The organism is Brucella tritici, assembly GCF_008932285.1.
Lineage (GTDB): Bacteria > Pseudomonadota > Alphaproteobacteria > Rhizobiales > Rhizobiaceae > Brucella > Brucella tritici.
On the sequence record NZ_WBVY01000003.1, the window covers coordinates 90,216 to 116,630 of the forward strand.

Genomic DNA, 26,415 nt, shown 5'->3' on the forward strand with positions numbered 1-26,415 from the left:
GAGAGAAACAAAAATCGTGCCAGTTGGCCCCGACTGGCAAATTAACTGCAAATTTTCTGATATTCGGTGCGCCGGTTGCGGAAATTCCGGGCCATCGACGAGATGATGCCGCTACAATTTCGAACCGAATAACCCCTTAAGTGATTCATTCGGTTCAGGTTTTGCACCATGGGCATTCCGCCAACCAGCAGAGAAGTGCCTAATTTTTAATCGACATACTAACCTGCGATTAAAAAATAATCATTTCTTTTCATCGTGGACGCGGATCAATCCTTCCTGCGCGACCGATGCAATCAGCACGCCGTCGCGCGTATAAAGCGCGCCTCGGTTAAAACCGCGCGCGCCGGAGGCACTTGGCGTATCCTGCGTGTAGAGCAGCCAGTCATCAAGCCTGCACGGACGATGAAACCACATGGCGTGGTCGAGGCTCGCAACCTGCATGTCGCGGTCGAAAATGAAACGGCCATGCGGATGAAGCGAAGTATCGAGCAGCGTCATGTCGGAAAGATAGGCGAGAATGGCGGCCTGCAATGCGCGATCATCCGGGACGAGCCCCCTTGCGCGCACCCAGACATGCTGCACCGGCTCCAGCTTTTCCCGCGAGAAATAATGGGTGAGTGAGACCGGCTTGATCTCGATTGGGCGTTCCCTTTCCCAATATTTGCGGACGCCGGGCGGCGCCATATCCAGATATTTTTCCTTGATGTCATGGTCGCCGACCAGTTGCTCCGGCTGCGGCAGCCCTTCGGGCATCCGCATCTGATGGTCGAGCCCGCCCTCATCCACCTGAAACGAGGCCGAAAGGGAGAAAATAGCCTTGCCATGCTGCTTTGCCAGAACGCGCCGTGTGCTGAAGCTAGACCCGTCGCGAATGCGATCCACCTCATAGACAATCGGGATCGCCGGGTCGCCGGGCCGCACGAAATAGGCATGCAGGGAATGGACGTACCGTTCTGGCTCAATCGTGCGCTGCGCAGCGATCAGCGCCTGCCCGATCACCTGCCCGCCGAAAACCCGTTGCCAGCCAACCTGCGGGCTGTTGCCGCGGAACAGGTCCACCTCAAGCGTTTCCAGATCGAGGATGGAAAGAAGCTCACGCATTGCCGCCGTCTGCTCGATCCCGGACTTTTCTTCATCAGACATGGACAGCCTGCCTCTCGCAACCATATATGCTTTACAAAGTTCGAGAGGCATGTTTGAGCCTGCGCGTCCATACCTGTCAAGAACCGGGCAGGCCAAAGGAAACACATTCCCGCGCCATTGATTGGGCTGCGGTTTGGGCCAGAACAGGCGGCGCGGCAAAATATCGGGTTTCATACGCGACGATATATGCCAAAACACTGCGCGAAAGACGGATTCTGGAAAGGAACGACAATGGCTGGCCAGAAAAATGCGGAAGTTCCACGCAATAACGATGTGGTGATTGCAGGCGGTGGCTATGTCGGGCTCGTTACGGCGGTTGCGATCAAATCGGCGGCGCCGCACCTTTCCGTCACCGTGATCGACGGTGCACCGGCTGGTGCCTGGAAGAACGACCCGCGTGCCTCCTCGATTGCCGCTGCTGCATCGCGTATGCTGGACCAGCTCGGCTGCTGGCAGGAAATACTCCCCGAAGCCCAGCCCATCACGGAAATGGTCATCACCGATTCGCGTACTTCCGATCCCGTGCGCCCGGTGTTTCTCACTTTCGAAGGTGAAGTCGAACCCGGCGAACCCTTTGCCCATATGGTTGAAAACCGTGTCCTCAACACCGCCCTCCACAGTAAGGCTGAAGCGCTCGGAATCGTCTTCCTTGAAGCCACCAGCGTAGAGAATTTCAACAATCTCCCAGAAGGTGTGACGGTCACTCTTTCCAATGGAGACGCGCTTGAAACACGCCTGCTGATCGCTGCCGATGGCGCGCGCTCCCGCCTGCGCGATCTGGCTGGCATCAAGACGGTCAACTGGGACTACGGCCAGTCCGGCATCGTGTGCAATGTCGCCCATGAACTGCCGCATGGCGGCCGGGCGGACGAACACTTTTTGCCAGCAGGTCCATTTGCGATCCTTCCGTTGAAGGGCAATCGCAGCTCCCTCGTCTGGACCGAGCGCACATCGGATGCCGAACGCCTCATCCGCGAAGACGACTTCGTATTCGAAGCGGAACTAGAACAGCGCTTCGGTCATCGTCTCGGTGCCCTGCATGTCGAAGGACCGCGCCGCGCCTTCCCGCTCGGCCTGACGCTGGCGCGCGAATTCGTGAAACCACGTTTCGTGCTGGTGGGCGATGCGGCGCACCGTATCCACCCGATTGCCGGTCAGGGCCTCAATCTCGGCTTCCGAGATGCCGCCGCAATTGCCGAAGTCGTGGTCGAAACAGACCGCCTCGGCCTCGACATCGGTTCGTTTGCCGCCCTGGAGCGCTACCAGTCCTGGCGTCGCTTCGACACCGTGCAGATGGGCGTGACGACAGATATCCTGACCAAGCTTTTTTCCAATGACAATCCGGCGATCCGCTCGATCCGCGATATTGGTCTGGGGCTCGTCGACCGGGTGCCGACACTGAAATCCTTCTTCATCAAGCAGGCCGCCGGTCTTTCGGGCGATACGCCGCGTCTGTTGAAAGGACAGTCCATCTAGTTCAGCGTGATTGCTGGAAGCCGTGGTCAGGCGCCCTATATCGGTAGCGGAAATCCCAACCGAGAGGAGAGCTTCCCATGGACAGAAAAGCAACCGCCATCTGGCAAGGCACGCTGAAGGAGGGCAAAGGCACCCTCAACACGCAAAGCGGTGCGCTGAAGAACCTGCCTTATGATTTCAAAGCTCGTTTTCAGGACGAAAGCGGTCGCTCCGGCACCAATCCGGAAGAACTTCTGGGCGCTGCCCATGCTGGCTGCTTTGCCATGCAGCTTTCCGCACTCCTGACGGAACACGGAACACCTCCGGAAAAACTGGAAGCAACGGCAGCAGTTACTGTCGGCCCCGCCGCTGGCGGCGGCTTTGAGATCAGCCGCAGTGCGCTGACACTCAACGCGACTATTCCAGGCATCTCGGTCGAAGATTTTGAGGCTCTCGCCAACAAGGCCAAGCAGTCCTGTCCTCTCTCGAAAGCACTGGGTGCCATCGAGGTTACGCTGGATGCAAAGCTGGTCTGAGCGAGTTCAAGACACGGAAATGATGAGCGGGCGCAAGCCCGCTTTTTATTCGGGCAGGTGGCAGACTGCTTCGATATTGTGCCCATCCGGGTCGGTCACAAAGGCAGCGTAATAATCGGGGTGATAGTCGGGCCGAAGGCCTGGCTTGCCGTTGTCGGCGCCACCGGCGGCAATGGCCGCTTCATAAAAGCGGTCGACCTCGGAGCGGGTTCCAGCCGAGAAAGCGACGTGAAGCACGCCCTCCAGTTTCGCGCCTTTCTGCTTGCCGATCCAGAATTCCGGCTTGCCGTTGCGCCCGTATCCCACCCAGTCGCCGAACTCCATGGCACGGGAAATGCCCAGCGGTGCCAATGCCGCATCATAGAAACCCCGCGATTTGGGCATGCTGGAAATGTTGAAACCGATATGATCGAGCATGATTGCCCTGTCTCCGATGGATATATTCTCCAATGAGATATCGGCGCAGCTACAAAGATCAAGCCTTCTGCGATGGCAACCAGAGCTCACATCAAGAAAAAGGGGAAGGTTTGCACCTTCCCCGCATTCAAACCGATAAGGATGACGCAATTACACGCGGCGCTCGACCATCATCTTCTTGATTTCGGCAATCGCCTTGGCAGGGTTCAAGCCCTTCGGGCAGGTCTGCGCGCAATTCATGATCGTGTGGCAGCGATAGAGCCGGAACGGGTCCTCGAGATTATCGAGGCGTTCGCCCTTGGCTTCGTCGCGGCTATCGATCAGCCAGCGATAGGCCTGAAGCAGCACGGCAGGGCCGAGATAACGGTCGCCGTTCCACCAGTAGCTCGGGCACGACGTCGAGCAGCAGGCGCACAGAATGCACTCGTAGAGACCATCGAGTTTCTGACGGTCCTCATGGCTCTGCAGCCACTCCTTCTGCGGCTCCGGCGAAACCGTCTTGAGCCAAGGCTCAATGGAACGATGCTGAGCGTAGAAATTGGTGAGGTCCGGCACAAGGTCCTTCACCACCGGCATATGCGGCAGCGGATAAACCTTGATGGCGCCCTTGATGTCGTCCATGCCCTTGGTGCAGGCAAGCGTGTTTGCGCCGTCGATATTCATGGCGCAGGAACCGCAAATACCTTCACGGCATGAACGGCGCAGCGTCAGCGTCGGGTCGATCTTGTTCTTGATATAGAGCAGACCATCCAGAACCATCGGACCGCAATCGTCGCGGTCGACATAATAAGTGTCGATGCTTGGATTGGCGTCGTCATCCGGCGACCAGCGATAGATGCGGAATTCGGTGACCCGCTTCGCACCGTCGGGGCGCGGCCAGGTCTTGCCCTCTTGCGGGCGCGAATTCTTGGGAAGTGCGAGTTCAACCATTGCTCTTTCCCTTGATTAGTAAACGCGCTTCTTCGGCGCAATCTTGGCGAGGCTGATGCCGCCTTCCTCTTCCGTCGTCAACGGATCGAGGTGGACAGGGCGGTAGTCAAGCTTGACCTTGCCATCCGGCGATAGCCAGGACAGGGTGTGCTTGCGCCACACGGCATCGTTGCGATCCGGAAAATCCTCATGCGCATGAGCGCCGCGGCTTTCCTGCCGCGCTTCGGCGGAAACAACCGTCGTCAGCGCATTGGCCATCAGGTTTTCCAGCTCAAGCGTTTCAACGAGATCGGAATTCCAGATCATTGAACGGTCAGTGACCTTGATGTCCGGCAGTTCGTGCCAGAGCTTTTCCATGCGCTCGACGCCCTGCTTGAGCGATTCCGATGTGCGGAACACAGCGGCATCTTCCTGCATGGTGCGCTGCATCTTCTCGCGCAGTTCTGCGGTTGGCTGGGAGCCGTTGGCAAAACGCAGACGATCGAAGCGTTCCATGATTTTGTCACAGGCAGCGAGGTCCAGGTCCGGGATCTTCGACTTGCGGTCGATGACCTGACCGGCGCGGATTGCAGCCGCGCGGCCGAACACGACCAGATCGATCAGCGAGTTGGAGCCGAGACGGTTTGCACCATGCACCGAAGCGCAACCCGCTTCGCCGACAGCCATCAGGCCGGGCTGTACGCGGTCCGGATCGGCTTCAGTCGGGTTCAGCACTTCGCCCCAATAGTTGGTCGGAATACCGCCCATATTGTAGTGAACGGTCGGCAGAACCGGGATCGGCTCCTTGGTCACGTCAACGCCCGCAAAAATCTTGGCCGATTCCGAAATGCCCGGCAGGCGTTCATGCAGAACAGCCGGATCGAGATGGTCGAGATGCAGGAAGATGTGATCCTTGGCCTTGCCGACGCCACGGCCAGCACGGATTTCCATGGTCATGCAGCGCGAGACAACGTCACGCGAGGCGAGGTCCTTGGCCGAAGGCGCATAGCGCTCCATGAAGCGCTCGCCTTCAGAATTGACCAGATAGCCGCCTTCACCGCGTGCGCCTTCAGTAATCAGGCAGCCAGCGCCGTAAATACCGGTCGGATGGAACTGCACGAATTCCATGTCCTGCAGCGGCAGGCCGGCACGTGCAACCATGCCACCACCGTCGCCGGTGCAGGTATGGGCAGAGGTTGCCGAGAAATAGGCACGGCCATAACCGCCCGTCGCCAGAACCACCATCTTGGCGGAGAAGCGATGGATGGTGCCATCATCGAGGTTCCACGCCACGACGCCGGTGCAGACACCGTCAGTCATGATGAGATCAAGCGCGAAATATTCGATGAAGAACTGCGCATTGTTCTTGAGCGACTGGCCATAGAGCGTATGCAGGATCGCGTGGCCGGTACGGTCGGCAGCAGCGCAGGTGCGCTGAACCGGAGGACCGTCGCCGAAATTCTGCATGTGACCGCCGAACGGGCGCTGATAGATCTTTCCTTCTTCCGTACGCGAGAAAGGCACACCGTAGTGTTCCAGTTCGTAGACAGCGGCAGGCGCTTCACGCGCCAGATATTCCATCGCATCGGTGTCGCCGAGCCAGTCCGATCCCTTGACAGTATCGTACATATGCCACTGCCAGCTATCCGGGCCCATATTCTTGAGCGAAGCTGCAATGCCGCCCTGTGCGGCAACCGTGTGCGAACGGGTTGGGAAAACCTTGGTGATACAGGCCGTCTTCAGGCCCTGCTCGGCCATACCGAGCGTTGCGCGCAAGCCTGCGCCACCGGCTCCAACCACCACCACGTCGAACTTGTGATCGACATAGGTATATTTGCTTGCCACAGCGGCGTCAGCCGCGTTGTTTACTGCACTAGCCATCGGGCTATCAACCTCCGAAGCTCAGCTTGATGATCGCAAAGATGCAGGCAAAGCCGACCACCGCCGTAAAGAAGGTGTTCAGCATCACCAGCACGACCTTCATGCCTTCGCTATGCGCATAATCTTCAATAATGACCTGCATACCCAGACGCATGTGATAGACGCCGGTCAGAACGAACAGCGCCATCACGATGGCCGTGAAGGGATGCGACAGGGCAGCCCGGACTTCCGCATAGCTTGCGCCATTGAGCGAAATAACCAGACCGATGAAAAACATGACCAGCGGCACAAGAGCGACGGCGCTCAGGCGCTGATACCAGAAATGACCGGTGCCTTCCTTGGCCGACCCCAGACCCCGGACCTTGCCGAGCGGGGTACGCATGTCATTATTCATACCGTTCATGAAACCAGCTCCCCTTAGCGCACCGAATAGGCAACGACCCAGACGAGGATCGTGGCGATGACGGAGAAAACGACGGTCGCCCAGGCGATCTTCGAAGCTGTGTGCTTTTCAAGACCAGCGCCCGTATCCCAGATCAGATGACGAACGCCACCAGCCAGATGGTGCAGAAGTGCCCAGGTATAGCCGAACAGGATCAGGCGACCGATCCAGGACGAGAACAATGCATTGACGAAATTGAAGCACTCTTCGCTGACTGCAGCCGAAATCAGCCAGGCCGCCAGCAAAATTGTGCCGAAGTAAAGTGCGCCGCCTGTGATGCGATGAACGATGGACATCGTCATCGTAATGACCGGCTTGTAGATTGACAGGTGCGGCGACAAAGGACGCTGGCGCGTTACAGTCGGTTGTGTCATGGCTCTGTAGGCTTCCCTGACGTTTCTCTCCGGCCACACCCCGCAGACGAAGATCAGCGAAGCAGCCAGATGGCGGGTTCTCCCGAACCCTCGTTCGACGTCGTCCAAAGCGCAGGGAACCGGACTTTACGATCCCGCGCCGGTACGACCCAATAAAATATGGCAGGGCCGTGGCGTACGGCCCTATGTGGCGCTTTCTACTGCGCTTTTACCATCACGTCAAAGAAGCTTTTTCACGAAAAGACTAACAATTGGTCGCACCTGGGCGACACATTCGCGTGATTGCGGCATTCAAACGATTGAACGCCGCAACCGGCAAAAACATGTGTAATTTCATCAACTTTTGAGAAATCGATTAATTGCCGAATCGAATCACATAGCTCGACCAGTCGGCAGCCGTGGCGATCTGTTCATAGAGCTTGCGACCATCTTCCGGCACGCGCGGCGCGTTGAGCACCAGCTTGGACCAGCTGCGCTCCTCGGCCTTGTCGGCCAGCACGTCGATCAGCGCTTTGGCGATGCCCTTTCCACGATGATCGTGATGCACATAGATATGGTCCACCTGTCCCGCACGCAGGCCCGTCACGGGTTCGGGCAGATCATAGAAGATCACGAAGCCGACCAGATTTCCGTCAACCCTGGCCCCCAGCGTTTCAGCAGCGCGATCCTGAAGCAGGTGCTCGGCATAAAAATCGTCGGGACGGCGTGGAGCGCCGCGCTTCAGCGCCTGCGCATAGCTTGCCAGCAACGGCGCGAATTCGTGAGCATCACGCAGATGGAGGAGCGCAATATCGACGGCATGATCTTTGGTCATTGGACGTTCCTTGGCGTTTCCAGTTCTTCCGCCTGCGACCTGCGAAGCAGTAGCGCACGGGAAGACCGGTTCGATTTTAGCCAGCACGGATGACAAAGGTAAAGAAAGAGTTAAGATAGTCCTCATTCTCTTTGGGATCATGCGTGATAAGGCTCGATCAACGATGACAAACCGCAAACGGATGATGCTTGGTTTCGTAGTCGTCGGCGTTCTTGCGCTGGCCGGTCCCGCGCTTGCCCAGGAAGCTGCGCGCACCGTCGACGCATCGGGCAATCTTGTCATCCAGATGCCGGATAATGGCGCCAGAATCATCCGGGTCGGCGCAGCACAGAAGTCATTTTTGCCTTCGCCGCAACGCATGAAGGTGATTACCGCGCCACGGGATCACGCAGTTGCCTATATCGTCGCCAAGCCCAACAGCAATTGCGAAAGCGCAGTCGTGCTGCGCGGGCGCTCTTTCATGTATGGAATTGACCGCGGGGAAACACCGGTTCTCGACCATGCGGGCTGCGGCTATCATTAGAATTCGTTCAACGCCCGGCCTTTGAGCGGAATTCCACGATGTTTTCGTCCACCAATATCGGCAGGGCACTGCGGACGCAGTTGCGCCCGCCCTTCTTCGCTTCATAAAGCGCTCCGTCGGCCCGCTTGTAGAGGTCAGAGAACACATCGTCGAATTCCATTTCCGCGATGCCAAAGCTCGCGGTAAATTCAATCCCGCCATTCCTGCCGGAAATATGGACATCGCGGCAGACAAGCCGAGTCTTGTCCGCAAATCGCCATGCGGACTGGATCGTGTTGCCCGGCAGAATGATGGCGAATTCCTCGCCGCCTATACGCGCGGCAATCCCGCCCTTGGCATTCGCTGCCTTGCGCAACTCGGCAGAGAAAGCCGCGATGACGCGATCTCCCAGCGCATGACCATGCGTATCATTGATTACCTTGAAGTGGTCGATGTCGCACAGAACAAGTGACAGGGCCTGCCGCATGCGTTTCGATTTTTCGATTGCGGCTTCGGCGCGAAACTCGAAGCCGCGCCGGTTGAGCAGCGCCGATAGCTGGTCGGTTTCGGAGCGGATCAGCATATTGGCAATCAGCTCCCGCATCAGGCTCAGGAGCAGAAGCAGTCCACCCGCAACAGAAAGAGCGGCACCGATCGACTGCGAGAACATCGCATAGGTCGTATCGATATAGTCTCTGGGTTCAGCTCCCGTCCCTCCCGACAGCATCGCAATGACCGGCTTGAACAGAAAATGGACTGCACTAAAGCCGAACAGCACCGCCATCAGCGTATCGATACCGTTGCGATCCACCCGCAGGATCAGCCAAACCGCAAGCAGCAGGACGAGGAAATAAGGTGCCTGATAAAGCACCATGCCGATCATCTGGCTGCGGGCAATGTCATATATGCCGTAGACCACGGCAAGCGACACAATTGTCAGCAGACCGAGCGCAATCCATGGCACCGGTCGGGCATACATTCGCGCCAGACCGACGACCAGACAGGACAATGTCAGGTAATAGGTCGAAAAGGCGAGCATATAGCCGAGGCGGGGATTGGGAATGGAAGGCATGGCAAGCTCTGTCAGGAAATAGAGCATTGCGAAAATAAAACCGAAGGCGAAGATAGGCGCGGCCGCATTATCCCGCGCATAGACGGCAATGCCGAGAAATGCGAAAGCAAACAGACCGGAAACGGTCATGTTGATCAGGAGGATAAAGTCGGCTCCATTCATCGATGCTCTTCCCCGTGCTGGCTGTCAAAGGCTTTCAGACGCCAGCCACCCCATTCCTCCTTACAATCAAAGCGTGAAAAAGCTGCTAATATACAGCCAAAGAAAAACCGCCGGGATGAGCCGGCGGTTTGATCTTTCCAGAAGCGCTTTAAAAACACCTCATGTGGTGGGAAACTTTAGTTCCACTCGCGAATGTCGACGAAATGTCCGGCAATGGCAGCCGCGGCAGCCATGGCTGGCGATACAAGATGCGTGCGGCCCTTGAAACCCTGACGGCCTTCGAAGTTACGGTTCGAGGTCGAAGCGCAACGTTCACCCGGCTTCAGGCGGTCGTCATTCATGGCAAGGCACATGGAGCAGCCAGGCTCACGCCAGTCAAAACCGGCTTCGATGAAGATCTTGTCGAGGCCTTCGGCTTCCGCCTGCTCCTTCACCAGACCTGAGCCCGGCACGATCATGGCGTTTACGCCAGCAGCAACCTTCTTGCCTTCGGCCATACGCGCAGCGTCGCGCAGATCTTCGATACGGCCATTGGTACAGGAGCCGATGAAGACGCGGTCGATCTTGATGTCGGTCATCTTGGTGCCCGGCTTCAGGCCCATGTAATCGAGAGCACGCCACTTCGATGCACGCTTGGTCTCGTCCTTGATCTCGTCCGGATTCGGAACGATGTCGGTGACGAAGACCACGTCTTCCGGCGAGGAGCCCCAGGAAACAACCGGCGAAATCTTGGCGGCGTCGAGTTCGACGATCTTATCGAAATGCGCACCTTCATCCGAATGCAGCGTCTTCCAGTAGGAAATCGCCTGCTCCAGTGCTTCACCCTTCGGTGCACGAGGCTTGCCCTGCACATAAGCGAAAGTCGTTTCGTCCGGTGCGATCAGGCCTGCGCGAGCGCCGCCTTCAATCGACATGTTGCAGACCGTCATGCGGCCTTCCATGGACAGCGAACGAATGGCGTTGCCTGCATATTCGATCACATAGCCGGTGCCGCCGGCGGTGCCGATTTCACCGATGATGGCGAGCGTGATGTCCTTGGCGGTGACGCCGGGAGCCAGTTCGCCCTCAACACGCACCAGCATGTTCTTGGCCTTCTTCTGGATCAGGGTCTGGGTTGCCAGAACATGTTCCACCTCGGAGGTGCCGATACCATGCGCCAGTGAACCGAATGCGCCATGCGTGGAGGTGTGGCTGTCACCGCAAACAATGGTCATGCCCGGCAGGGTGAAGCCCTGCTCCGGTCCGACGATATGCACGACACCCTGACGGCGATCACGCTCGGAATAATATTCAACGTTGAAATCCGCGGCATTCTTGGCCAGAGCCTCAACCTGAATGCGGCTTTCCTCGTTCTTGATGCCGTTGATGCGGTCCGGTGAAGTCGGCACATTGTGATCGACCACGGCCAGCGTCTTTTCAGGATGACGCACCTTGCGGCCAGCCATGCGCAGGCCTTCAAAAGCCTGCGGACTCGTCACTTCGTGCACAAGATGGCGATCAATATAAAGGAGGCAGGTTCCGTCTTCCTGCTGATCCACTACATGGTCGTCCCAGATCTTGTCGTAAAGTGTACGCGGCGCGCTCATTGCGAGAGGTCCTTTGAATAGTTCTTAACTTTGGCTGTCATATGCACCCGCCATCACGGTTCGTCAAGAAACTGAAACCGCAACAGGGTGTCGCAGTAACAATCTTGCGAGATATGGGCAGAATTATGCGATATGTTACGCAGCCCGTCGCGTTTGGCAAATAAAAAAGGCGACCCGAGGCCGCCTTTTTCAAACAGATTGCTGTGAAGCTTATTCAGCAGCAGCCTTGGCGGCTTCGGCCTTGGCAGCGGCAGCCTTGTCGGCTTCGCGCTCGGCCTTGGTACGGTTGTCTTTCTTTTCAGCAATACGGGCAGCCTTACCGGTAAGGCCACGCAGGTAGTAAAGCTTCGCGCGACGAACCTTGCCGCGGCGAACGAGTTCAACGCCTTCGACGATCGGCGAGTAAACCGGGAATACGCGCTCTACACCTTCGCCGTACGAAATCTTGCGAACGGTGAAGTTTTCGTTGAGACCAGCGCCGGAACGGGCAATGCAGACGCCTTCATAGGCCTGCACGCGGGTACGCGTACCTTCGGTAACGCGAACCTGAACGCGAACCGTGTCGCCCGGCTGGAAATCTGGAAGCTTGCGCTTTTCTTCAATCTTTGCTGCCTGTTCGGCTTCAAGCTGACGAATGATATCGGTCATCGTCTGACTCCTTCTGAATTCTTCTCAAACAGTCAGAGCGCTCTACGCTTGCCGCCAAGCAATCCTTGGCCCTGCGGCTATGCCTTCAATTTCAGGCAGGAGCGGTACACTATTTATTGGTTTACGGACGTCTCGGGCTTTGCCCGAACGAGATATTACATGTCGAGTTTCCCCGAACTGGCAGGCACATACAGCATCAAGGAGGATTTGTCACGCCCTGTCAGAAATTTTCGTAGCCAGCGGCACAGGACTGTGCCAGAGTTATCGTCAACAATAAAATCTTAAATCGTAAACAACTTTGAAAGTTGTTACTAAAATGGGGACAGCATGACAATCAAAAATCCATCACCCTCTTTATATAATGAGGATCTGGCACCAGCCGAAGAACGCAAATGGGGCGCCTTCAGCATTTTCAATGTCTGGACGTCGGATGTTCACAGCCTCTGGGGTTATTATCTTGCCGCAAGCCTGTTTCTTCTGTGCGGCAGCTTCCTGAACTTTATTATAGCGATCGGCGCAGGATCACTGGTCATCTTCTTCCTGATGAGTCTGGTGGGCAATGCCGGCGTGCGAACAGGCGTGCCTTTCCCGGTGCTGGCGCGGGCATCATTCGGGACGTTCGGAGCCAATTTTCCAGCACTTGTCCGTGGTGTGGTCGCCTGTTTCTGGTATGGCGCACAGACAGCTGCCGCCTCCGGTGCTCTCGTCGCGCTGCTTATCCGCAACGAGAGCATGTTGTCCTTTCACCAGAACAGCCATCTTCTCGGCCACTCCACCCTCGAAGTCATCTGCTATGTTCTGGTTTGGGCAGCGCAACTTCTCATCATCCAGCGCGGCATGGAAACCGTCCGCCGGTTTCAGGACTGGGCCGGTCCGGCAGTCTGGATCATGATGCTTTTCCTGGCGGTTTATCTGGTCATCAAGGCCGGTACATTCTCCTTCGGCAGTGAAATCCCGCGCGATGTTCTCCTTGAGAAAACGCGTGATGCAGGCGTTATGGGAGAGCCTGGCTCCTTTGCGGCCCTTGCTGCGGTTGCAGCCACCTGGATTACCTATTTTGCAGCGCTTTACCTGAACTTCTGCGACTTCTCGCGCTATGCCAAGGATGAAGCGGCCCTGCGGCGCGGCAATCTGTGGGGCCTGCCCGTCAATCTTCTGGCTTTCTGCCTGGTCGCTGGCGTCACAACCACTGCGGCCTTCACCGTCTATGGCGAAGTTCTGCTTCATCCGGACCAGATTTCAGCAAAGTTCGATAGTTGGTTCCTTGCACTCCTTGCCGCACTGACTTTCACCGTCGCAACGCTCGGCATCAACGTGGTTGCAAACTTCGTTTCCGCGGCCTTCGACTTCTCCAACACATTCCCGCAGAAAGTCTCGTTCAAGCGGGGCGGCGTTATTGCAGCGCTGATCGCATTGGTCCTCTATCCGTTCGCGCCGTGGGAAACCGGTGCAGCGCATTTCGTCAATTTCCTCGGCTCCACCATGGGCCCGATCTTCGGAATCATGATGGTCGATTATTATCTGCTGCGTCGCGGACAGTTGAACGTTGCTGATCTTTATCAGGAGAACGGTGAATTCCGGTTCCAGAACGGTTGGCACGTCAAGGCTTTCATCGCTTTTGCTATCGGTGCCCTGTTCTCATCCGTCCTGCCGATGGCCACCAATATCCTGCCAGCATGGTGGGCAACCTATGGCTGGTTCTTCGGCGTAGGTATCGGCGGCGGCGTCTATTTTGTACTGCGCAGATCGCAGACAGAACTTCGCAAGCCCGCACATCAGCATTCTGCCTGATTATACGAAACGAAAATGCCCGGCATAAGCCGGGCATTTTTCATTTATACCAAGGCGTTGAGAAACTAGAGCATGTCTCCCGAAAGTGGGAACCGGTTTCGGGATAAAGACATGCGTAAAAACAAACAGATAGAGCATTTGCAATGATTCAATCAAAACAGCAAATGCTCTAACGCATCACGCCTTGAAAAAAATTCGATCGCCGCTCGGGCTTAACCAAAGTCCATCGAGTAAAACTCGATGGACTTTGGTATTACCGGCCAATCCGGCCAAGATGCGTATCCTGAAAACCTGATCCATACTTGAGACCGAAACCCAAAGCGCGGTCCACACCAATGTGCACCGCCCAGATCAGTGCCATTGCGATACAGACCTGCCAGTTCATCGCCCAGCCCAGCACTGCAAGAAGCACAACGCCGATCCAGCTATGGGCGATATTATAGACGACCGCACCAGTGCGCGGCCCCTTCACATAACCGAAGAACGAAAGATCGGGCGCCAGAATGAGTATTGCGAAAAGCCACCAGCTGGCACCGCTGACCCAATAGGCACCCAATGCCAGCAGGGCGAGAGACAGACTTTCGAGCCGCTGGATCAGATTCATTTGCGTTTACCCTCGCAATAGGCTTCCCAAAGATCGGGACGCCTTTCCCTCGTGATCCGCTCGGCCTGCTCATGCCGCCACTTATCGATGGCGCCGTGATTACCGGAGGTCAGGATTTCGGGAATAGGCCGATCTTCCCAAACCTGCGGACGGGTATAATGCGGATGTTCAAGCAGCCCAGTCTCAAAACTTTCCGTCTCGCCGGATTCGCGATTCCCCATTACGCCTGGCAAAAGCCGCACGATTGCATCGAGCAGTACGATTGCAGCCGTTTCACCGCCTGACAGGATGTAATCGCCGATCGAAACTTCTTCGAGATTGCGCGCCTCGATGACACGTTCGTCCACGCCTTCGAAACGACCGCAAAGAATGATCGCGCCCGGTCCGTCAGCCAGTTCGCGCACGCGCTTCTGCGTCAGCGGCTTTCCGCGCGGGCTCATCAGCAGCATCGGGCGATGGCCGTCGGTAACCGAATCCAGTGCGCAGGCGATAACGTCCGGCTTCATCACCATGCCAGCGCCGCCGCCAGAAGGCGTATCGTCCACCATACGGTGCCGCCCTTCCGCAAAGTCGCGAATCTGCACCGCATCGAGCTGCCATTTGGCTTCGCCAAGCGCCTTGCCTGCAAGCGAAGTGCCAAGAGGGCCGGGAAACATTTCAGGATAAAGCGTCAGCACCGATGCATGAAAGAAGCTGGCCTCATCATCGGGCTTCGAAACTTCGGTCATGACTTCTTCGGCTTTTTCTTTTCGTTCTGCGGACGTTCGTCCTCATCGTCGGCGATCAATCCGGCGGCATAGGGCTCGACCAGCAAAGTGCCCTTGTCCAGATCGATTTCCGGTACTGCTGCTTCCGTGAAAGGAATAAGCATCGGGCGCTTGCCCTTTTCGCTGAGTTCGATGAGGTCACCGCCGCCGAAATCGAACAGGGCGCTCACCACGCCATAGGTCTTGCCTTCGGCATCCACCGCCAGCAGGCCGATCAGGTCAGTCTGGAAGAACTCGTCTTCATCCAGTTCATCGTCCGGCAGTTGCGAACGATCGATGAAAAGTTCGACTCCGTTCAGTGCCTCGGCGGCGTTGCGGTCATTGATGCCCTTGAACCGCACGACCACGACAGTCTTTGCAGGGCGGGCTTCCAGAACCTCGTAGCTCTTTCCCTGTTCGTCATAGAGCAGGCCATATTCCGTGATCGCCAGCGGATCGCCGGTAAAAGTCTTCACGCGCACTTCGCCGCGCGTGCCATGGGCGGCACCGATGACGGCGAGCTGGATCGGGTTTTCTGGACGCGGCATTGCCAACCTTGTTTCTGCTGCTTGGATTAAGACTATTTTTCGTTCCATAGCCCTTTCGTCACCTCAATTCACCTCAATTCGTAAGAATAGTGCTTTTCGCCTCGCGGACAACCAGCCGGTAACCTATCGCTGGCAAACTGCCCTTCCATCCAGAGTGAACGACCGGCTTGATTATGACGACGAACAGCGAATTTCTGATCCCTGCCCGCGCCGATCTTGCAGCGGCACGTGAAGAATGGCTGAAGACGCTGAAAGATGCGCGCCGCCTGTCGGAAAATACGCTTGAAGCCTATGAGCGCGACACGCGCCAGTTTCTCAATTTTCTGACCGGACATCTGGGAGAGCCGCCATCACTGAAAGATGTCGGCAATCTGCGGATTGCCGATCTGCGCTCCTTTCTGGCCAGCCGCCGCAATGAAGGTGTCGGCGCACGCACGCTGGGGCGCGGACTTGCCGGTGTGCGCTCGCTTCTGCGCCATCTGGAAAAACGCGGTCTTGCCAATGCGGCAGGCGCAAGCGCCATGCGCGCGCCGCGCCAGCCGAAATCATTGCCGAAACCGCTGACCGCCGAAGATGCCCGGCGCGTGGTTGCAGCCGATGGTCAAATGGCAGAGGAACCATGGATCGCGGCGCGCAATGCCGCGGTCCTGACCTTGCTCTATGGTTGCGGCCTGCGCATATCGGAAGCGCTCGGCCTGATGGGCGATGCACTATCCGACGGCACGGCCCTTTCCATCACCATCACCGGCAAGGGCAACAAAGCGCGCCTTGTGCCGTTGCTACCCATCGTGCATCGCGCCGTTGCGCAATATCGGGCTCTTTGTCCGTTCGATCTTTCCGCCGACAAGCCGCTTTTTCGTGGTGCCAAGGGCGGCGTGCTACATGCTGCGATCATCCAGCGCGAAATGCAGAAACTGCGTGCTGGTCTCGGCCTGCCCGACAGCGCGACGCCGCATGCGCTGCGCCATTCCTTCGCTACCCACCTTCTGGGACGAGGCGGTGATCTCAGGACGATCCAGGAACTGCTTGGCCATGCAAGCCTCTCGACCACACAGGTCTATACTGGCGTGGATACCGAGCGGTTGCTGGAAGTCTATGACAAGGCACATCCCCGGGCTTAACCGGCTTGAAAAGTCGCTGGCATCGGCAAAAACCGCCCCTATATTACCCTCATGAAAAAGCTGTTTCTCGTTCTTCTCTATGCCTGTCTGGCAGGCACCGCCTCCGCCCGCGCCGACGATGCGCCTGCTGTTTGCGCTGTGCACGGCGTCAATCTCATCGACGGGCTGGAGGCAAAAGACCCGGCAAGCTGGAAGGAATTGCAGCGCGAAGCTGATGCTGTACCAAATCGCAGAGGACTTCTCTGGAAGATCGACAAAGACGGCGTCGCCCCTTCCTATCTCTTCGGCACGATCCATCTTTCCGATCCGCGCGTCCTGACATTGCCGAAAGCTGCGGACGAGGCCTATCGGTCGGCAAGCACTGTCGTCATCGAAACAACGGATATTCTAGACCCGAAGGCTTTCCTGCGTCTCAAGCTCGAACAGCCCGACCTGCTGCTCTTCACTGACGGCAGCACCCTGAAGTCGCATATTCCACCCGAGCGACGCGCGGAGATCGAGGAGAAGCTTGCGGAACGCGGTATCGTTCTCGACGCAGTTGCGAAAATGAAGCCATGGGTGCTGACCAGCCTGCTCGCACTTCCAAAATGCGAGAGGGAGCGCAAAAGCGAAGGCGGGAAATCGCTTGATGAACGGCTGGCTCTCGATGCACAGGCCGAGGGCCGCAATGTCCTGGGGCTGGAAAGCGCTGCAGAACAATTGGTGGCGATGAACCGGATGCCGCTTGACTTCCATCTCCGCAATCTGGTGGCTACCGTCGACTATGGCGACAAGGTCGAGGATGCCATGGAGACCACGACGGCGCTCTACCTCAAGGGCGAGATTGGCTTAATCATGCCGTCGCTCCGGAAGATCGTTCCAGACAGCCTTTCCGAAGAGGACTACGAGCTATTTCTGAAATATCTCATTTCCGACCGCAATCAGGTCATGGCGGATCGTGCCGTTCCGATCATCGACAAGGGAAATACCTTTATTGCTGTCGGTGCGCTGCATCTGCCGGGCAAGGACGGTATAATCGAATTGCTACGTGCAAAAGGCTATCGGGTGACCCCGCTATAGAAGTATATGCCTGAATATTTCTAGCCGGCTTTCAGATCGGTGATACTGTTTTCAATAGCGGTGATATTGAGTTCGAGTTCGGCAATCTGTCTCAGTATGGATTTTCCCGGCAGCGCTTCTTCCCTGGCCGCTTCATCCAGAAGCTTGAACTGTTCATCGCGCAAAAGCGATGAGAGCTTTTCGAAGCGCTCGATGGTTTTCAGGTTTTCTTTCGACGGCATTAAGTCGTTCCTCAAATTTCGGCGTCGTTTCTGATCGCTTGCAACGATCCGCTTTAACAGTGCTTTACAGTGATAAAGCCCGAATAGCCAGTTGATCGAACATAATTCCGATCACCAGACCGCTTCAATGATTGAATATACATAACGATGCGCAGTTTCGCTCGGGTTAACAGCACCCTCGCCTGTCGCCCTGACACAGCGATTATCCCATTTTCCTTCTTATATTAGCCATTTCGGAACTATTCGCTCTTTTTTGCATTGATATACACCGGGTTTGTTATCGCAATGCAGGGCAACACGCAGAGGAGTGGTCGGAGCGCATATTGGCTCATGAATGACCGCTGATACCCGGCAACTATTGCTTCCCAACCGTCACCTTGATGATGGAAGGGACCACTGGAGGAACCCGTTATGGTTGATCCCCTTGATCCGCGAAACAGTGATCCCCGCACGACGACTGATCCGCGCCTGTCGGACCCGTCTGGCCAACCCGGAATGCCGCCACCTCCGCCCTCACGCGGCGGAAGCGGCTATCTGCTCGGCGCGGTGCTTCTGGCAGCGATCATTATCCTCGCTTACTTCTTCTATCGGAACGGCAATGGAACGGATACCACGGCTCCGGCTCCCCCGCCACCCGCGACGCAGAGCGAGCCTGTAACACCGGCTCCAGCTCCGGCTAACCCGCCAGCGCAGAATTAAGCATCAAAAAAGGCCCGCATCTGCGGGCCTTTTACAATCATATGATTGCAGCCGATTACATATGGATCGGCTTGGCGAAGGTCGCCAGAGCGGATTCGCGTACGGCTTCCGACATGGTCGGGTGGGCGTGGCAGGTGCGGGCCAGATCTTCCGACGAGCCGCCGAACTCCATCAGAACCGCCAGTTCGTGGATCATTTCACCGGCATTATAGCCGAGGATATGCGCACCCAGAACGCGGTCCGTCGCCTTGTCGGCGAGGATCTTCACGAAACCGTCGGTGTGGAGCATGGCACGTGCACGACCATTGGCCGTGAACGGGAATTTTCCGACCTTGTATTCGATACCCGCGGCCTTCAGTTCTTCTTCGGTCTTGCCGACCGAAGCCACTTCCGGCTGCGTGTAGACGACGCTCGGAATGACATCGAAATTCACGTGACCGGCCTGACCGGCGATGATTTCGGCAACGGCAATACCTTCGTCTTCGGCCTTGTGCGCCAGCATCGGACCCTGCACCACATCGCCGATGGCATAGATGCCTTCGACATTGGTGCGCCAATGGTCGTCAATCGCAACACGGCCGCGATCATCAACATTCACGCCAGCTTCCTGAAGGCCAAGACCGTCCGTATAAGGACGACGACCGGTTGCGATCAGAACTGCATCGGCTTCAAGCGTTTCAGCCGCGCCACCCTTCACCGGTTCGAACGTCACCTTCGCGCCCCCGGAATTGGCCTTGCCGACTTTCTCGACGCCTGTAACCTTGGCGCCGAGCTTGAAGGCAATGCCCTGCTTTTCGAGCAGGCGCTGGAACTGCTTCGACACTTCGCCATCCATGGGGCCGAGCACCTTGTCGAGATATTCGACGACCGTGACCTTCGCACCAAGACGTGCCCAGACGGAACCAAGTTCCAGACCGATCACGCCGCCGCCAACTACGATCAGGCTGCCCGGAACCTTGTCAAAGGAAAGCGCGCCGGTCGAGGAAACGATGACCTTTTCGTCAATATCGACCTTGACGCCCGGAATGCCCGCGACATCGGAACCGGTGGCAATGATGATGTTCTTTGCTTCGATTTCCTCGACCTTGCCGTCTTCGGAGGTCACGGAAACCTTGCCCTTGCCGACGATCTTGCCAGTGCCGATGAAAGCCGTGATCTTGTTCTTCTTGAACAGGAATTCAACGCCCGTGACATTGGCCTTAACGGTCGTGTCCTTGTGCGCCAGCATCTTTCCCAGATTGAGCTTCGGCGTCACTTCCACGCCGAGCGTGTCGAAGGAATGACCGGCTTCGGCGAAAACTTCCGACGCATGCAGAAGCGCCTTGGAAGGAATGCAGCCGATATTCAGGCAGGTGCCACCGAAGGTCTTGCGCTTCTCCACAACAGCAACGGAAAGACCAAGCTGTGCAGCCTTGATCGCGGCGACATAACCGCCGGGGCCTGTACCGATGACAACCACATCGTATGACATTGAACTATCCTTCTTCAGTCTGTCCTGAACGTTTTTCGAACGCCCCGTCCATCCGGGCCCGTTCCTTCATTCGAAATTATTCACATACAATCGGTGCCTTCGGGCTACCGATCATTCCTCGTCTGGTGAGCATCCCTGAAAACGGAATGCTTCCCACTGAAGCGGCTTTTCGGGTTTTGCCGCTCCAAAATCATAACCATCGAGCGCCGTCACCAGATCGGGCAGCAGGATCGCCTGCGCTGCCGGCTCGTCCGCCTTGGGCAGGACGTCAGCTTCCGCGCCTTCCTTCAGCGAATAGATGACGCTTTGCCAGATACTGCAATCATCGAGATCTTCCGGGTTGGAACCGTCACCCTTGCAATTGAAGGTCAGCAACGCATAGGGACGCGCCACACCTTCTTCCGGCCAGATCACCATGCCGCTCAGCTTGAACTCGGGCTTGTCATTGGCCGTGATGGTGAATTCATTCGTCGGTGCCGGTGACATTTTCAGGTCGTTCGGCTGCTCCGGACGGAAGGTCAGCGTATAGGCATCGTCGCGATCACGATAAATCGCCCGGTTCTGGGTGCAGGCCGCCTGAACCGCGGTCGAGAACACGGTGAGCGCAAGCACCGAAACGGCGGCAGTTCTGAAAAGCTTGTTTGCAACGTGCATCTGTCGGTTCTCCCTGAATGTTCCGGTTGAGTGTTTCCGGCAGCGAATCGAGATTCAGCGAAACTGAACCTGTTGCTTCTTACATAGCCTTTTCGGTGGCAAGTTTAAGTCCCAGCGCGATGAAGACAACGCCGCTGGTCCGATCGATCCATTTCGAGGCGCGCGCGAAGGCCGCACGCATCTTCGGCGCCGTCATGAAAAGGCTGACACCGACGAACCAGGAGATCAAGGCGGTTGCCATCACAACACCGTAACCAAGCTTCACTTCGGTCGGTGTATGGGCGTGAACGACCGTCGAGAAAATCGACAGAAAGAAGAACACTGCTTTCGGATTGAGCGCATTGGCCGCAAAGCCGAGGCCGAACGCCTTGGCGAAGCTCTGCTGCCTATGCGGTTCCTTCGGCGCCGCTTCCACATCGATTTTTGTCGTTCCAGCGCGCAACGCCTTGATGCCGATATAGACCAGATAGGCCACACCGCACCATTTTACGATATTGAACAGATAGATCGACTTGGAAATGATGAGCCCGAGACCCAAAACCGTATAGGTGACATGCATCATCAGGGCGGCGCCAATGCCGAAGCTCGTGATGATCGCCTCGCGACGGCCATGCAGCAGTGACTGCCGGATAACCATGGCGAGATCGGCGCCAGGGGAAACGATGGCAAAGACGAAAATCGCCATCAGGGATGCAAGTTCGAACAGATAGGGATGCATCGCGTTTCCTTCATTGCGCGTTTTTCACGCGCAGGCTGTCATCACAGAACCAGAGCCAGAAGCATGATACCGAGCCCCACCAGACTAATGAGCCAGACGAAGGAACGGAAATAGGGAATGCCCGCCAGATAAAGCGGGATATAGACGATGCGACCGAAAAACCAGAGCCACGCCCCGAGAATACCCCATCCGGACGGGTCGCCTTTCAGCACGAGCGCCAGCGCCAGAGCGATGAAAGCCGGATAGGTCTCGCGGAAATTGGCGGAGGCTCGCTCCGCGCGACCGGCAAATTTGCCGGAGGGTTTCAAACCCTCGTCGCGCGGACCGGCATTCCATTGAGAGCCGAGTTCCTTCGTTGCCGCAAAGCCCTGCAGGAGGATATGAACCACCAGCAGGACAACGCTCAAGCCGACCAGCGGCAGAAACGGGGATGCGGAGAAGATGCCCGGCTCCATCGTTCGTCCTTAGAGATCGAGAACCAGACGTTCCGGATCTTCCAGGCTTTCCTTGACGCGCACGAGGAAGGTCACGGCTTCCTTGCCATCCACGATGCGGTGATCGTAGGACAGGGCAAGATACATCATCGGGCGGATCACGATCTGACCGCCGACGACAACCGGACGTTCCTGGATCTTGTGCATGCCGAGGATACCCGACTGCGGAGCGTTCAGGATTGGCGAGGACATCAGCGAACCGTACACGCCGCCATTGGTGATGGTGAACGTGCCGCCCTGCATGTCGGCAACCGAAAGCGTGCCGTCGCGTGCTGCCTTGGCAAGACGTCCCAGTTCCTTTTCAACGCCGGCAATCGAAAGCTGGTCGGCATCACGGATAACCGGAACCACAAGGCCCTTGTCCGTACCGACGGCCATGCCGACATGGGCAAAGTTCTTGTAGATGATGTCAGTGCCGTCGATCTCGGCGTTAACAGCCGGGATTTCCTTCAGCGCATGAGTCACGGCCTTGGTGAAGAAGCCCATGAAGCCGAGCTTCACGCCATGCTTCTTCTCGAAGACGTCCTTGTACTTGGTGCGCAGTTCCATGACCGCAGACATGTCGACTTCATTATAGGTCGTCAGCATGGCGGCGGTGTTCTGGGCATCCTTCAGACGCTTGGCAATCGTCTGGCGCAGACGGGTCATCTTCACGCGTTCTTCGCGAGAAGCGTCGTCAGCCGACGATGCCGGACGGGCAGCAGCCGGTGCGGCAGGAGCCGGAGTAGCAGAAACACCCTTGGCGATAGCGTCGAGCACGTCACCCTTCAGCACCTGACCACGCTTGCCGGAACCATCCACCTGGTCGGCGGAAAGGTTGCTTTCAGCCAGCAGCTTGGAGGCTGCAGGAGCAGGCTGCATAGCCGGGCCCGACGAAGCCGAGGCGACAGGTGCTGCAGCCGGTGCAGCGGCAGCAGGCTTGGCTTCTTCCTTCTTCGCAGCAGGGGCCGCAGCGACGGCGGCGCCATCGGTGGAAATCTGGCCGAGAAGTGCATTGACCTCGACCGTGTCGCCTTCCTTGGCCGTGATTTCAGCCAGAACGCCAGCAGCAGCAGCCGGAACTTCCACTGTCACCTTATCGGTTTCCAGCTCCACCAGCGGTTCGTCGACAGCGATGGCGTCGCCGACCTTCTTGAACCATTTTCCGATGGTTGCCTCAGTAACGGACTCCCCAAGCGTGGGAACGCGAATTTCGGTGGCCATGGTTTCTTCTTCCGTTGATCTTCAAACTTTAGATTCTGTGTTCAATTCAGGTTGGAGCAGTTCCGAAAAACTGCTCCAAAACTCTAACCCGGATCAGTTACCGAGCGCATCCTCAAGGAAAGCGGCGAGCTGCGCAAGATGCTTCGACATCAGACCCGTCGCAGGCGATGCTGCGGCCGGACGGCCCGCATAGCGCACGCGCTGATGCTTGGCGTCGATATGAGCCAGCACCCATTCCAGATACGGATCGATGAACGACCATGCACCCATGTTCTTCGGCTCTTCCTGGCACCAGACCATTTCCGCATGGCGGAAGCGTGACAGCTCATTGATGAGTGCCTTGGCCGGGAACGGGTAGAGCTGTTCGACACGCAGCAGGTAGACGTCATCGATGCCACGCTTTTCACGCTCTTCGTAGAGGTCGTAATAGACCTTGCCCGAGCAGAGAACGACGCGACGGATCTTTGCATCTTTCTGGAGCTTGATGCCTTCGTCCTTGTTGTACTGCGCATCGTCCCACAGCAGACGGTGGAACGAGGATTCGCCGGACATTTCGTTGAGGGTCGAAATGGCACGCTTGTGACGCAGCAGCGATTTCGGCGTCATCATGATGAGCGGCTTGCGGAAGTCGCGCTTCATCTGGCGGCGCAGAATATGGAAATAGTTAGCCGGCGTCGTGACGTTTGCCACCTGCATGTTGTCTTCGGCGCAAAGCTGGAGATAACGTTCCAGACGAGCCGACGAATGTTCCGGACCCTGACCTTCATAGCCGTGCGGCAGAAGGCAGACGAGACCGGACATGCGCAGCCACTTGCGTTCGCCCGAAGAGATGAACTGGTCAAACACAACCTGCGCACCGTTGGCGAAATCGCCGAACTGAGCTTCCCACAGAACCAGAGCGCGCGGGTCGGACAGCGAATAGCCATACTCGTAGCCGAGAACAGCTTCTTCCGAGAGCATCGAGTTGATGACCTCGTAAATCGCCTGGCCCTTCTGGATATTGTTGAGCGGGATGTAGCGGTTCTGGGTTTCCTGATCGTAGAGAACCGTATGACGCTGCGAGAACGTACCGCGTTCAACATCCTGACCCGAGAAACGGATCGGGTTGCCTTCGGCGACCAGCGAACCAAAAGCAAGTGCCTCTGCCGTCGCCCAGTCGATACCCTCGCCGGTTTCGATCATCTTGGCACGGTTGTCGAGGAAACGCTGGATCGTGCGATGGACCTGGAAGTCCTTCGGCACTTCAACCAGCTTCTTGCCGATTTCCTTGAGCGTCTTCATCGGCACGGCGGTCTTGCCGCGACGCTGTTCGTCGGCATTGTCGGCAGTGCGCAGACCAGCCCACGCGCCATCCAGCCAGTCGGCCTTGTTCGGCTTGTAGCTCTGTCCGGCGTCGAATTCGGTTTCCAGATTATCGCGCCACTGCGCTTTCATCTGGTCGATTTCTTCCTGCTTCATCAGACCTTCAGCAATCAGCTTGTCGCTGTAAAGCTGAACCGTGGTCTTGTGCGCACGGATCGCCTTGTACATCAGCGGCTGGGTGAAGGACGGCTCGTCGCCTTCATTGTGACCGAAGCGGCGATAGCAGAACATGTCGATGACCACCGGCTTGTGGAAGGTCATGCGGAATTCGGTTGCTACCTTGGCGGCAAACACCACGGCTTCCGGATCGTCGCCATTGACGTGGAAGATCGGCGCTTCGATCATCTTCGCCACATCCGACGGATAAGGCGACGAACGCGAGAAGGCCGGATTGGTGGTGAAACCGATCTGGTTGTTGATGATGAAGTGAACGGTACCGGCAACGCGGTGCCCCTTCAGGCCGGAGAGACCGAGGCACTCGGCCACAACACCCTGACCGGCAAAGGCAGCATCACCATGCAGGAGCAGCGGCAAAACCTTGGCGCGCGTTGCGAGCGGAACCATGTCGTCACGGGTGCGACCGGCCAGCAGATCCTGCTTGGCGCGGGCCTTGCCCATCACGACCGGGTTGACGATTTCAAGATGCGACGGGTTGGCGGTCAGCGACAGGTGGACCTTGTTGCCGTCGAATTCACGATCCGACGAAGCGCCCAGATGGTACTTCACGTCGCCCGAACCTTCCACGTCGTCCGGCGCATAGGAGCCGCCCTTGAACTCGTGGAAGATAGCGCGGTGCGGCTTGCCCATGACCTGGCTAAGCACGTTCAGACGGCCACGGTGGGCCATGCCGAAGATGATTTCCTTGACGCCCATGGCGCCGCCGCGCTTGACGATCTGCTCAAGGGCCGGAATCAGCGATTCACCACCATCGAGGCCGAAACGCTTGGTGCCCTTGTACTTGACGTCGATGAACTGCTCGAAGCCTTCCGCTTCGATCAGCTTCGACAGGATGGCCTTCTTGCCTTCCGGCGTGAAAGCAACCTTTTTGTCCGGACCTTCGATGCGTTCCTGAATCCAGGCCTTTTCAGCCGGATCGGAGATATGCATGAATTCGACGCCGATCGTGCCGCAATAGGTACGCTTCAGAATGTCGAGCATTTCCGGCACGGTCGCATATTCGAGGCCGAGCACGTTGTCGATGAAGATCTTGCGGTTGTAATCGGCAGGCGTGAAACCGTAATTTTCCGGCTCCAGCTCGTTATAGTCGTTCGGCTTTTCGGAGAGGCCGAGCGGATCGAGATTGGCGTGCAGATGGCCGCGCATGCGATAGGCGCGGATCATCATGATGGCGCGAACGCTGTCGCGTGCAGCCTGCGTGATCTCTTCGCTGGTAAGGGCTGCGCCGGTCGCACCCTTCGCTTCGCCCTTTGCAGCCTTGCCTTTCAGCTTGTCGGTGACATGCTTTTCGACTTCAGCCCAGTTGCCGTCGAGCGCGGAAATCAGTTCGCCATTGGCTGCAATCGGCCAGTTCTTCCTGGTCCAGGACGCGCCTTCAGCGTTCTTCTTCACATCGTCGGCATTATCGCCCAGCTTCGCGAAGAAATCGCGCCACTGCGGATCGACCGAATTCGGATCGTCCTCATATTTGGCGTACAGCTCCTCGATATAGTCGGCATTGCCGCCATAGAGGAATGAGGTAAGGGCGAAAACGTCGTTGGCTTGTTCTTGCCTTGCCATAGCCTATCCGGAGCAGTGCTCCGTCTCCTTGTCAGTGGCTCATCTT

At 57.2% G+C, this 26,415-nt stretch carries 27 protein-coding genes; 7 read left to right on the plus strand and 20 right to left on the minus strand.

Going from position 1 to position 26,415, the window contains the following annotated elements; all coding sequences use genetic code 11:
- Positions 1 to 240: 240 nt before the first annotated feature.
- Positions 241 to 1,143, minus strand: coding sequence for an acyl-CoA thioesterase II (gene tesB / locus F9K94_RS10285; RefSeq protein WP_061345198.1), 903 nt, complete (start codon positions 1,141 to 1,143; stop codon positions 241 to 243).
- Positions 1,144 to 1,374: 231 nt separating this feature from the next.
- Here tesB and F9K94_RS10290 point away from each other — a divergent pair, with 231 nt between their 5' ends.
- Together F9K94_RS10290 and F9K94_RS10295 are read left to right on the plus strand one after the other, a co-directional pair.
- Entirely contained in the window at positions 1,375 to 2,619 is a 1,245-nt protein-coding gene (locus F9K94_RS10290) for a ubiquinone biosynthesis hydroxylase (RefSeq protein ID WP_151645484.1), read from the plus strand.
- 77 nt (positions 2,620 to 2,696) lie between these two features.
- Positions 2,697 to 3,134: an OsmC family protein gene (locus tag F9K94_RS10295; RefSeq protein WP_151645486.1), complete on the plus strand. Its 438-nt coding sequence runs from the start codon at positions 2,697 to 2,699 to the stop codon at positions 3,132 to 3,134.
- A gap of 45 nt (positions 3,135 to 3,179) precedes the next feature.
- Here F9K94_RS10295 and F9K94_RS10300 read toward each other — a convergent pair whose 3' ends face one another.
- The 6 genes from F9K94_RS10300 to F9K94_RS10330 form a co-directional block, all read right to left on the minus strand.
- Complete coding sequence (locus F9K94_RS10300) at positions 3,180 to 3,551, minus strand: VOC family protein (protein ID WP_151555383.1); 372 nt, start codon at positions 3,549 to 3,551, stop codon at positions 3,180 to 3,182.
- A gap of 150 nt (positions 3,552 to 3,701) precedes the next feature.
- Entirely contained in the window at positions 3,702 to 4,481 is a 780-nt protein-coding gene (locus F9K94_RS10305; RefSeq protein ID WP_010657572.1) for a succinate dehydrogenase iron-sulfur subunit, read from the minus strand.
- 15 nt (positions 4,482 to 4,496) lie between these two features.
- Complete coding sequence (gene sdhA / locus F9K94_RS10310) at positions 4,497 to 6,341, minus strand: succinate dehydrogenase flavoprotein subunit (RefSeq protein ID WP_061344522.1); 1,845 nt, start codon at positions 6,339 to 6,341, stop codon at positions 4,497 to 4,499.
- A gap of 7 nt (positions 6,342 to 6,348) precedes the next feature.
- Positions 6,349 to 6,744, minus strand: a complete 396-nt coding sequence (gene sdhD / locus F9K94_RS10315; protein WP_061344523.1) for a succinate dehydrogenase, hydrophobic membrane anchor protein — start codon at positions 6,742 to 6,744, stop codon at positions 6,349 to 6,351.
- Between the two features lie 14 nt (positions 6,745 to 6,758).
- Positions 6,759 to 7,157, minus strand: a complete 399-nt coding sequence (sdhC, locus tag F9K94_RS10320) for a succinate dehydrogenase, cytochrome b556 subunit (protein ID WP_151645488.1) — start codon at positions 7,155 to 7,157, stop codon at positions 6,759 to 6,761.
- Positions 7,158 to 7,512: 355 nt separating this feature from the next.
- A complete protein-coding gene (locus tag F9K94_RS10330; protein WP_006470954.1) occupies positions 7,513 to 7,971 on the minus strand; it encodes a GNAT family N-acetyltransferase in 459 nt (152 codons plus the stop codon).
- 163 nt (positions 7,972 to 8,134) lie between these two features.
- Here F9K94_RS10330 and F9K94_RS10335 point away from each other — a divergent pair, with 163 nt between their 5' ends.
- Complete coding sequence (locus tag F9K94_RS10335; protein ID WP_061344525.1) at positions 8,135 to 8,494, plus strand: hypothetical protein; 360 nt, start codon at positions 8,135 to 8,137, stop codon at positions 8,492 to 8,494.
- Between the two features lie 7 nt (positions 8,495 to 8,501).
- On the opposite strand, the gene F9K94_RS10340 is transcribed toward F9K94_RS10335, so the two are convergent.
- From F9K94_RS10340 to rplS, 3 genes are all read right to left on the minus strand, one after another.
- The gene (locus tag F9K94_RS10340) at positions 8,502 to 9,707 is read right to left on the minus strand and encodes a GGDEF domain-containing protein (protein WP_061344526.1); all 1,206 of its coding nucleotides are present in this window, start codon (positions 9,705 to 9,707) and stop codon (positions 8,502 to 8,504) included.
- 176 nt (positions 9,708 to 9,883) lie between these two features.
- A complete protein-coding gene (gene leuC, locus F9K94_RS10345) occupies positions 9,884 to 11,293 on the minus strand; it encodes a 3-isopropylmalate dehydratase large subunit (RefSeq protein ID WP_151645490.1) in 1,410 nt (469 codons plus the stop codon).
- Between the two features lie 210 nt (positions 11,294 to 11,503).
- A complete protein-coding gene (gene rplS, locus F9K94_RS10355) occupies positions 11,504 to 11,941 on the minus strand; it encodes a 50S ribosomal protein L19 (RefSeq protein WP_006467977.1) in 438 nt (145 codons plus the stop codon).
- A 327-nt stretch (positions 11,942 to 12,268) separates the two neighbouring features.
- Between rplS and F9K94_RS10360 the strand changes: the two genes are divergently transcribed.
- Positions 12,269 to 13,732 (plus strand): NCS1 family nucleobase:cation symporter-1, encoded by a 1,464-nt coding sequence (locus tag F9K94_RS10360; protein WP_061344528.1) that lies wholly within the window; start codon positions 12,269 to 12,271, stop codon positions 13,730 to 13,732.
- A gap of 253 nt (positions 13,733 to 13,985) precedes the next feature.
- Here the strand turns inward: F9K94_RS10360 and F9K94_RS10365 are convergent, their stop codons facing one another.
- From F9K94_RS10365 to rimM, 3 genes are read right to left on the minus strand one after another with little or no spacing between them, the layout of a single operon-like run.
- Positions 13,986 to 14,336 (minus strand): DUF4260 domain-containing protein, encoded by a 351-nt coding sequence (locus F9K94_RS10365; protein WP_061344529.1) that lies wholly within the window; start codon positions 14,334 to 14,336, stop codon positions 13,986 to 13,988.
- Positions 14,333 to 15,064, minus strand: coding sequence for a tRNA (guanosine(37)-N1)-methyltransferase TrmD (trmD, locus tag F9K94_RS10370; RefSeq protein WP_151645492.1), 732 nt, complete (start codon positions 15,062 to 15,064; stop codon positions 14,333 to 14,335). The genes F9K94_RS10365 and trmD overlap by 4 nt, the downstream gene beginning before the upstream one ends.
- Positions 15,061 to 15,630, minus strand: coding sequence for a ribosome maturation factor RimM (gene rimM, locus F9K94_RS10375; protein WP_061344531.1), 570 nt, complete (start codon positions 15,628 to 15,630; stop codon positions 15,061 to 15,063). The genes trmD and rimM overlap by 4 nt, the downstream gene beginning before the upstream one ends.
- 173 nt (positions 15,631 to 15,803) lie before the next feature.
- Between rimM and F9K94_RS10380 the strand changes: the two genes are divergently transcribed.
- On the plus strand, positions 15,804 to 16,751 hold the full coding sequence (locus F9K94_RS10380) for a tyrosine recombinase XerC (protein WP_061344532.1): 948 nt from the start codon (positions 15,804 to 15,806) through the stop codon (positions 16,749 to 16,751).
- Between the two features lie 51 nt (positions 16,752 to 16,802).
- Positions 16,803 to 17,810 (plus strand): TraB/GumN family protein, encoded by a 1,008-nt coding sequence (locus F9K94_RS10385; RefSeq protein WP_151645494.1) that lies wholly within the window; start codon positions 16,803 to 16,805, stop codon positions 17,808 to 17,810.
- A 20-nt stretch (positions 17,811 to 17,830) separates the two neighbouring features.
- Here F9K94_RS10385 and F9K94_RS10390 read toward each other — a convergent pair whose 3' ends face one another.
- Positions 17,831 to 18,031, minus strand: coding sequence for a hypothetical protein (locus tag F9K94_RS10390; protein WP_006470960.1), 201 nt, complete (start codon positions 18,029 to 18,031; stop codon positions 17,831 to 17,833).
- A 411-nt stretch (positions 18,032 to 18,442) separates the two neighbouring features.
- On the opposite strand from F9K94_RS10390, the gene F9K94_RS10395 reads away from it, so the two are divergent.
- Positions 18,443 to 18,730 carry a hypothetical protein gene (locus tag F9K94_RS10395; RefSeq protein WP_151645497.1) on the plus strand — a complete coding sequence of 96 codons (288 nt, stop codon included), beginning with the start codon at positions 18,443 to 18,445 and terminating at the stop codon, positions 18,728 to 18,730.
- A gap of 55 nt (positions 18,731 to 18,785) precedes the next feature.
- Here F9K94_RS10395 and lpdA read toward each other — a convergent pair whose 3' ends face one another.
- The 6 genes from lpdA to F9K94_RS10425 all read right to left on the minus strand — a co-directional run bounded on the left by lpdA (position 18,786) and on the right by F9K94_RS10425 (position 26,369).
- A complete protein-coding gene (gene lpdA, locus F9K94_RS10400) occupies positions 18,786 to 20,201 on the minus strand; it encodes a dihydrolipoyl dehydrogenase (RefSeq protein WP_151645499.1) in 1,416 nt (471 codons plus the stop codon).
- A 111-nt stretch (positions 20,202 to 20,312) separates the two neighbouring features.
- Positions 20,313 to 20,855, minus strand: a complete 543-nt coding sequence (locus tag F9K94_RS10405; RefSeq protein ID WP_151645501.1) for a hypothetical protein — start codon at positions 20,853 to 20,855, stop codon at positions 20,313 to 20,315.
- 79 nt (positions 20,856 to 20,934) lie between these two features.
- A complete protein-coding gene (locus F9K94_RS10410; RefSeq protein WP_151645503.1) occupies positions 20,935 to 21,573 on the minus strand; it encodes a LysE family translocator in 639 nt (212 codons plus the stop codon).
- Positions 21,574 to 21,614: 41 nt separating this feature from the next.
- A complete protein-coding gene (locus F9K94_RS10415) occupies positions 21,615 to 22,028 on the minus strand; it encodes an MAPEG family protein (protein ID WP_151555399.1) in 414 nt (137 codons plus the stop codon).
- A 9-nt stretch (positions 22,029 to 22,037) separates the two neighbouring features.
- Complete coding sequence (odhB, locus tag F9K94_RS10420; RefSeq protein WP_151645505.1) at positions 22,038 to 23,270, minus strand: 2-oxoglutarate dehydrogenase complex dihydrolipoyllysine-residue succinyltransferase; 1,233 nt, start codon at positions 23,268 to 23,270, stop codon at positions 22,038 to 22,040.
- A gap of 93 nt (positions 23,271 to 23,363) precedes the next feature.
- Positions 23,364 to 26,369 carry a 2-oxoglutarate dehydrogenase E1 component gene (locus F9K94_RS10425; RefSeq protein WP_151645507.1) on the minus strand — a complete coding sequence of 1,002 codons (3,006 nt, stop codon included), beginning with the start codon at positions 26,367 to 26,369 and terminating at the stop codon, positions 23,364 to 23,366.
- Positions 26,370 to 26,415: the final 46 nt, after the last annotated feature.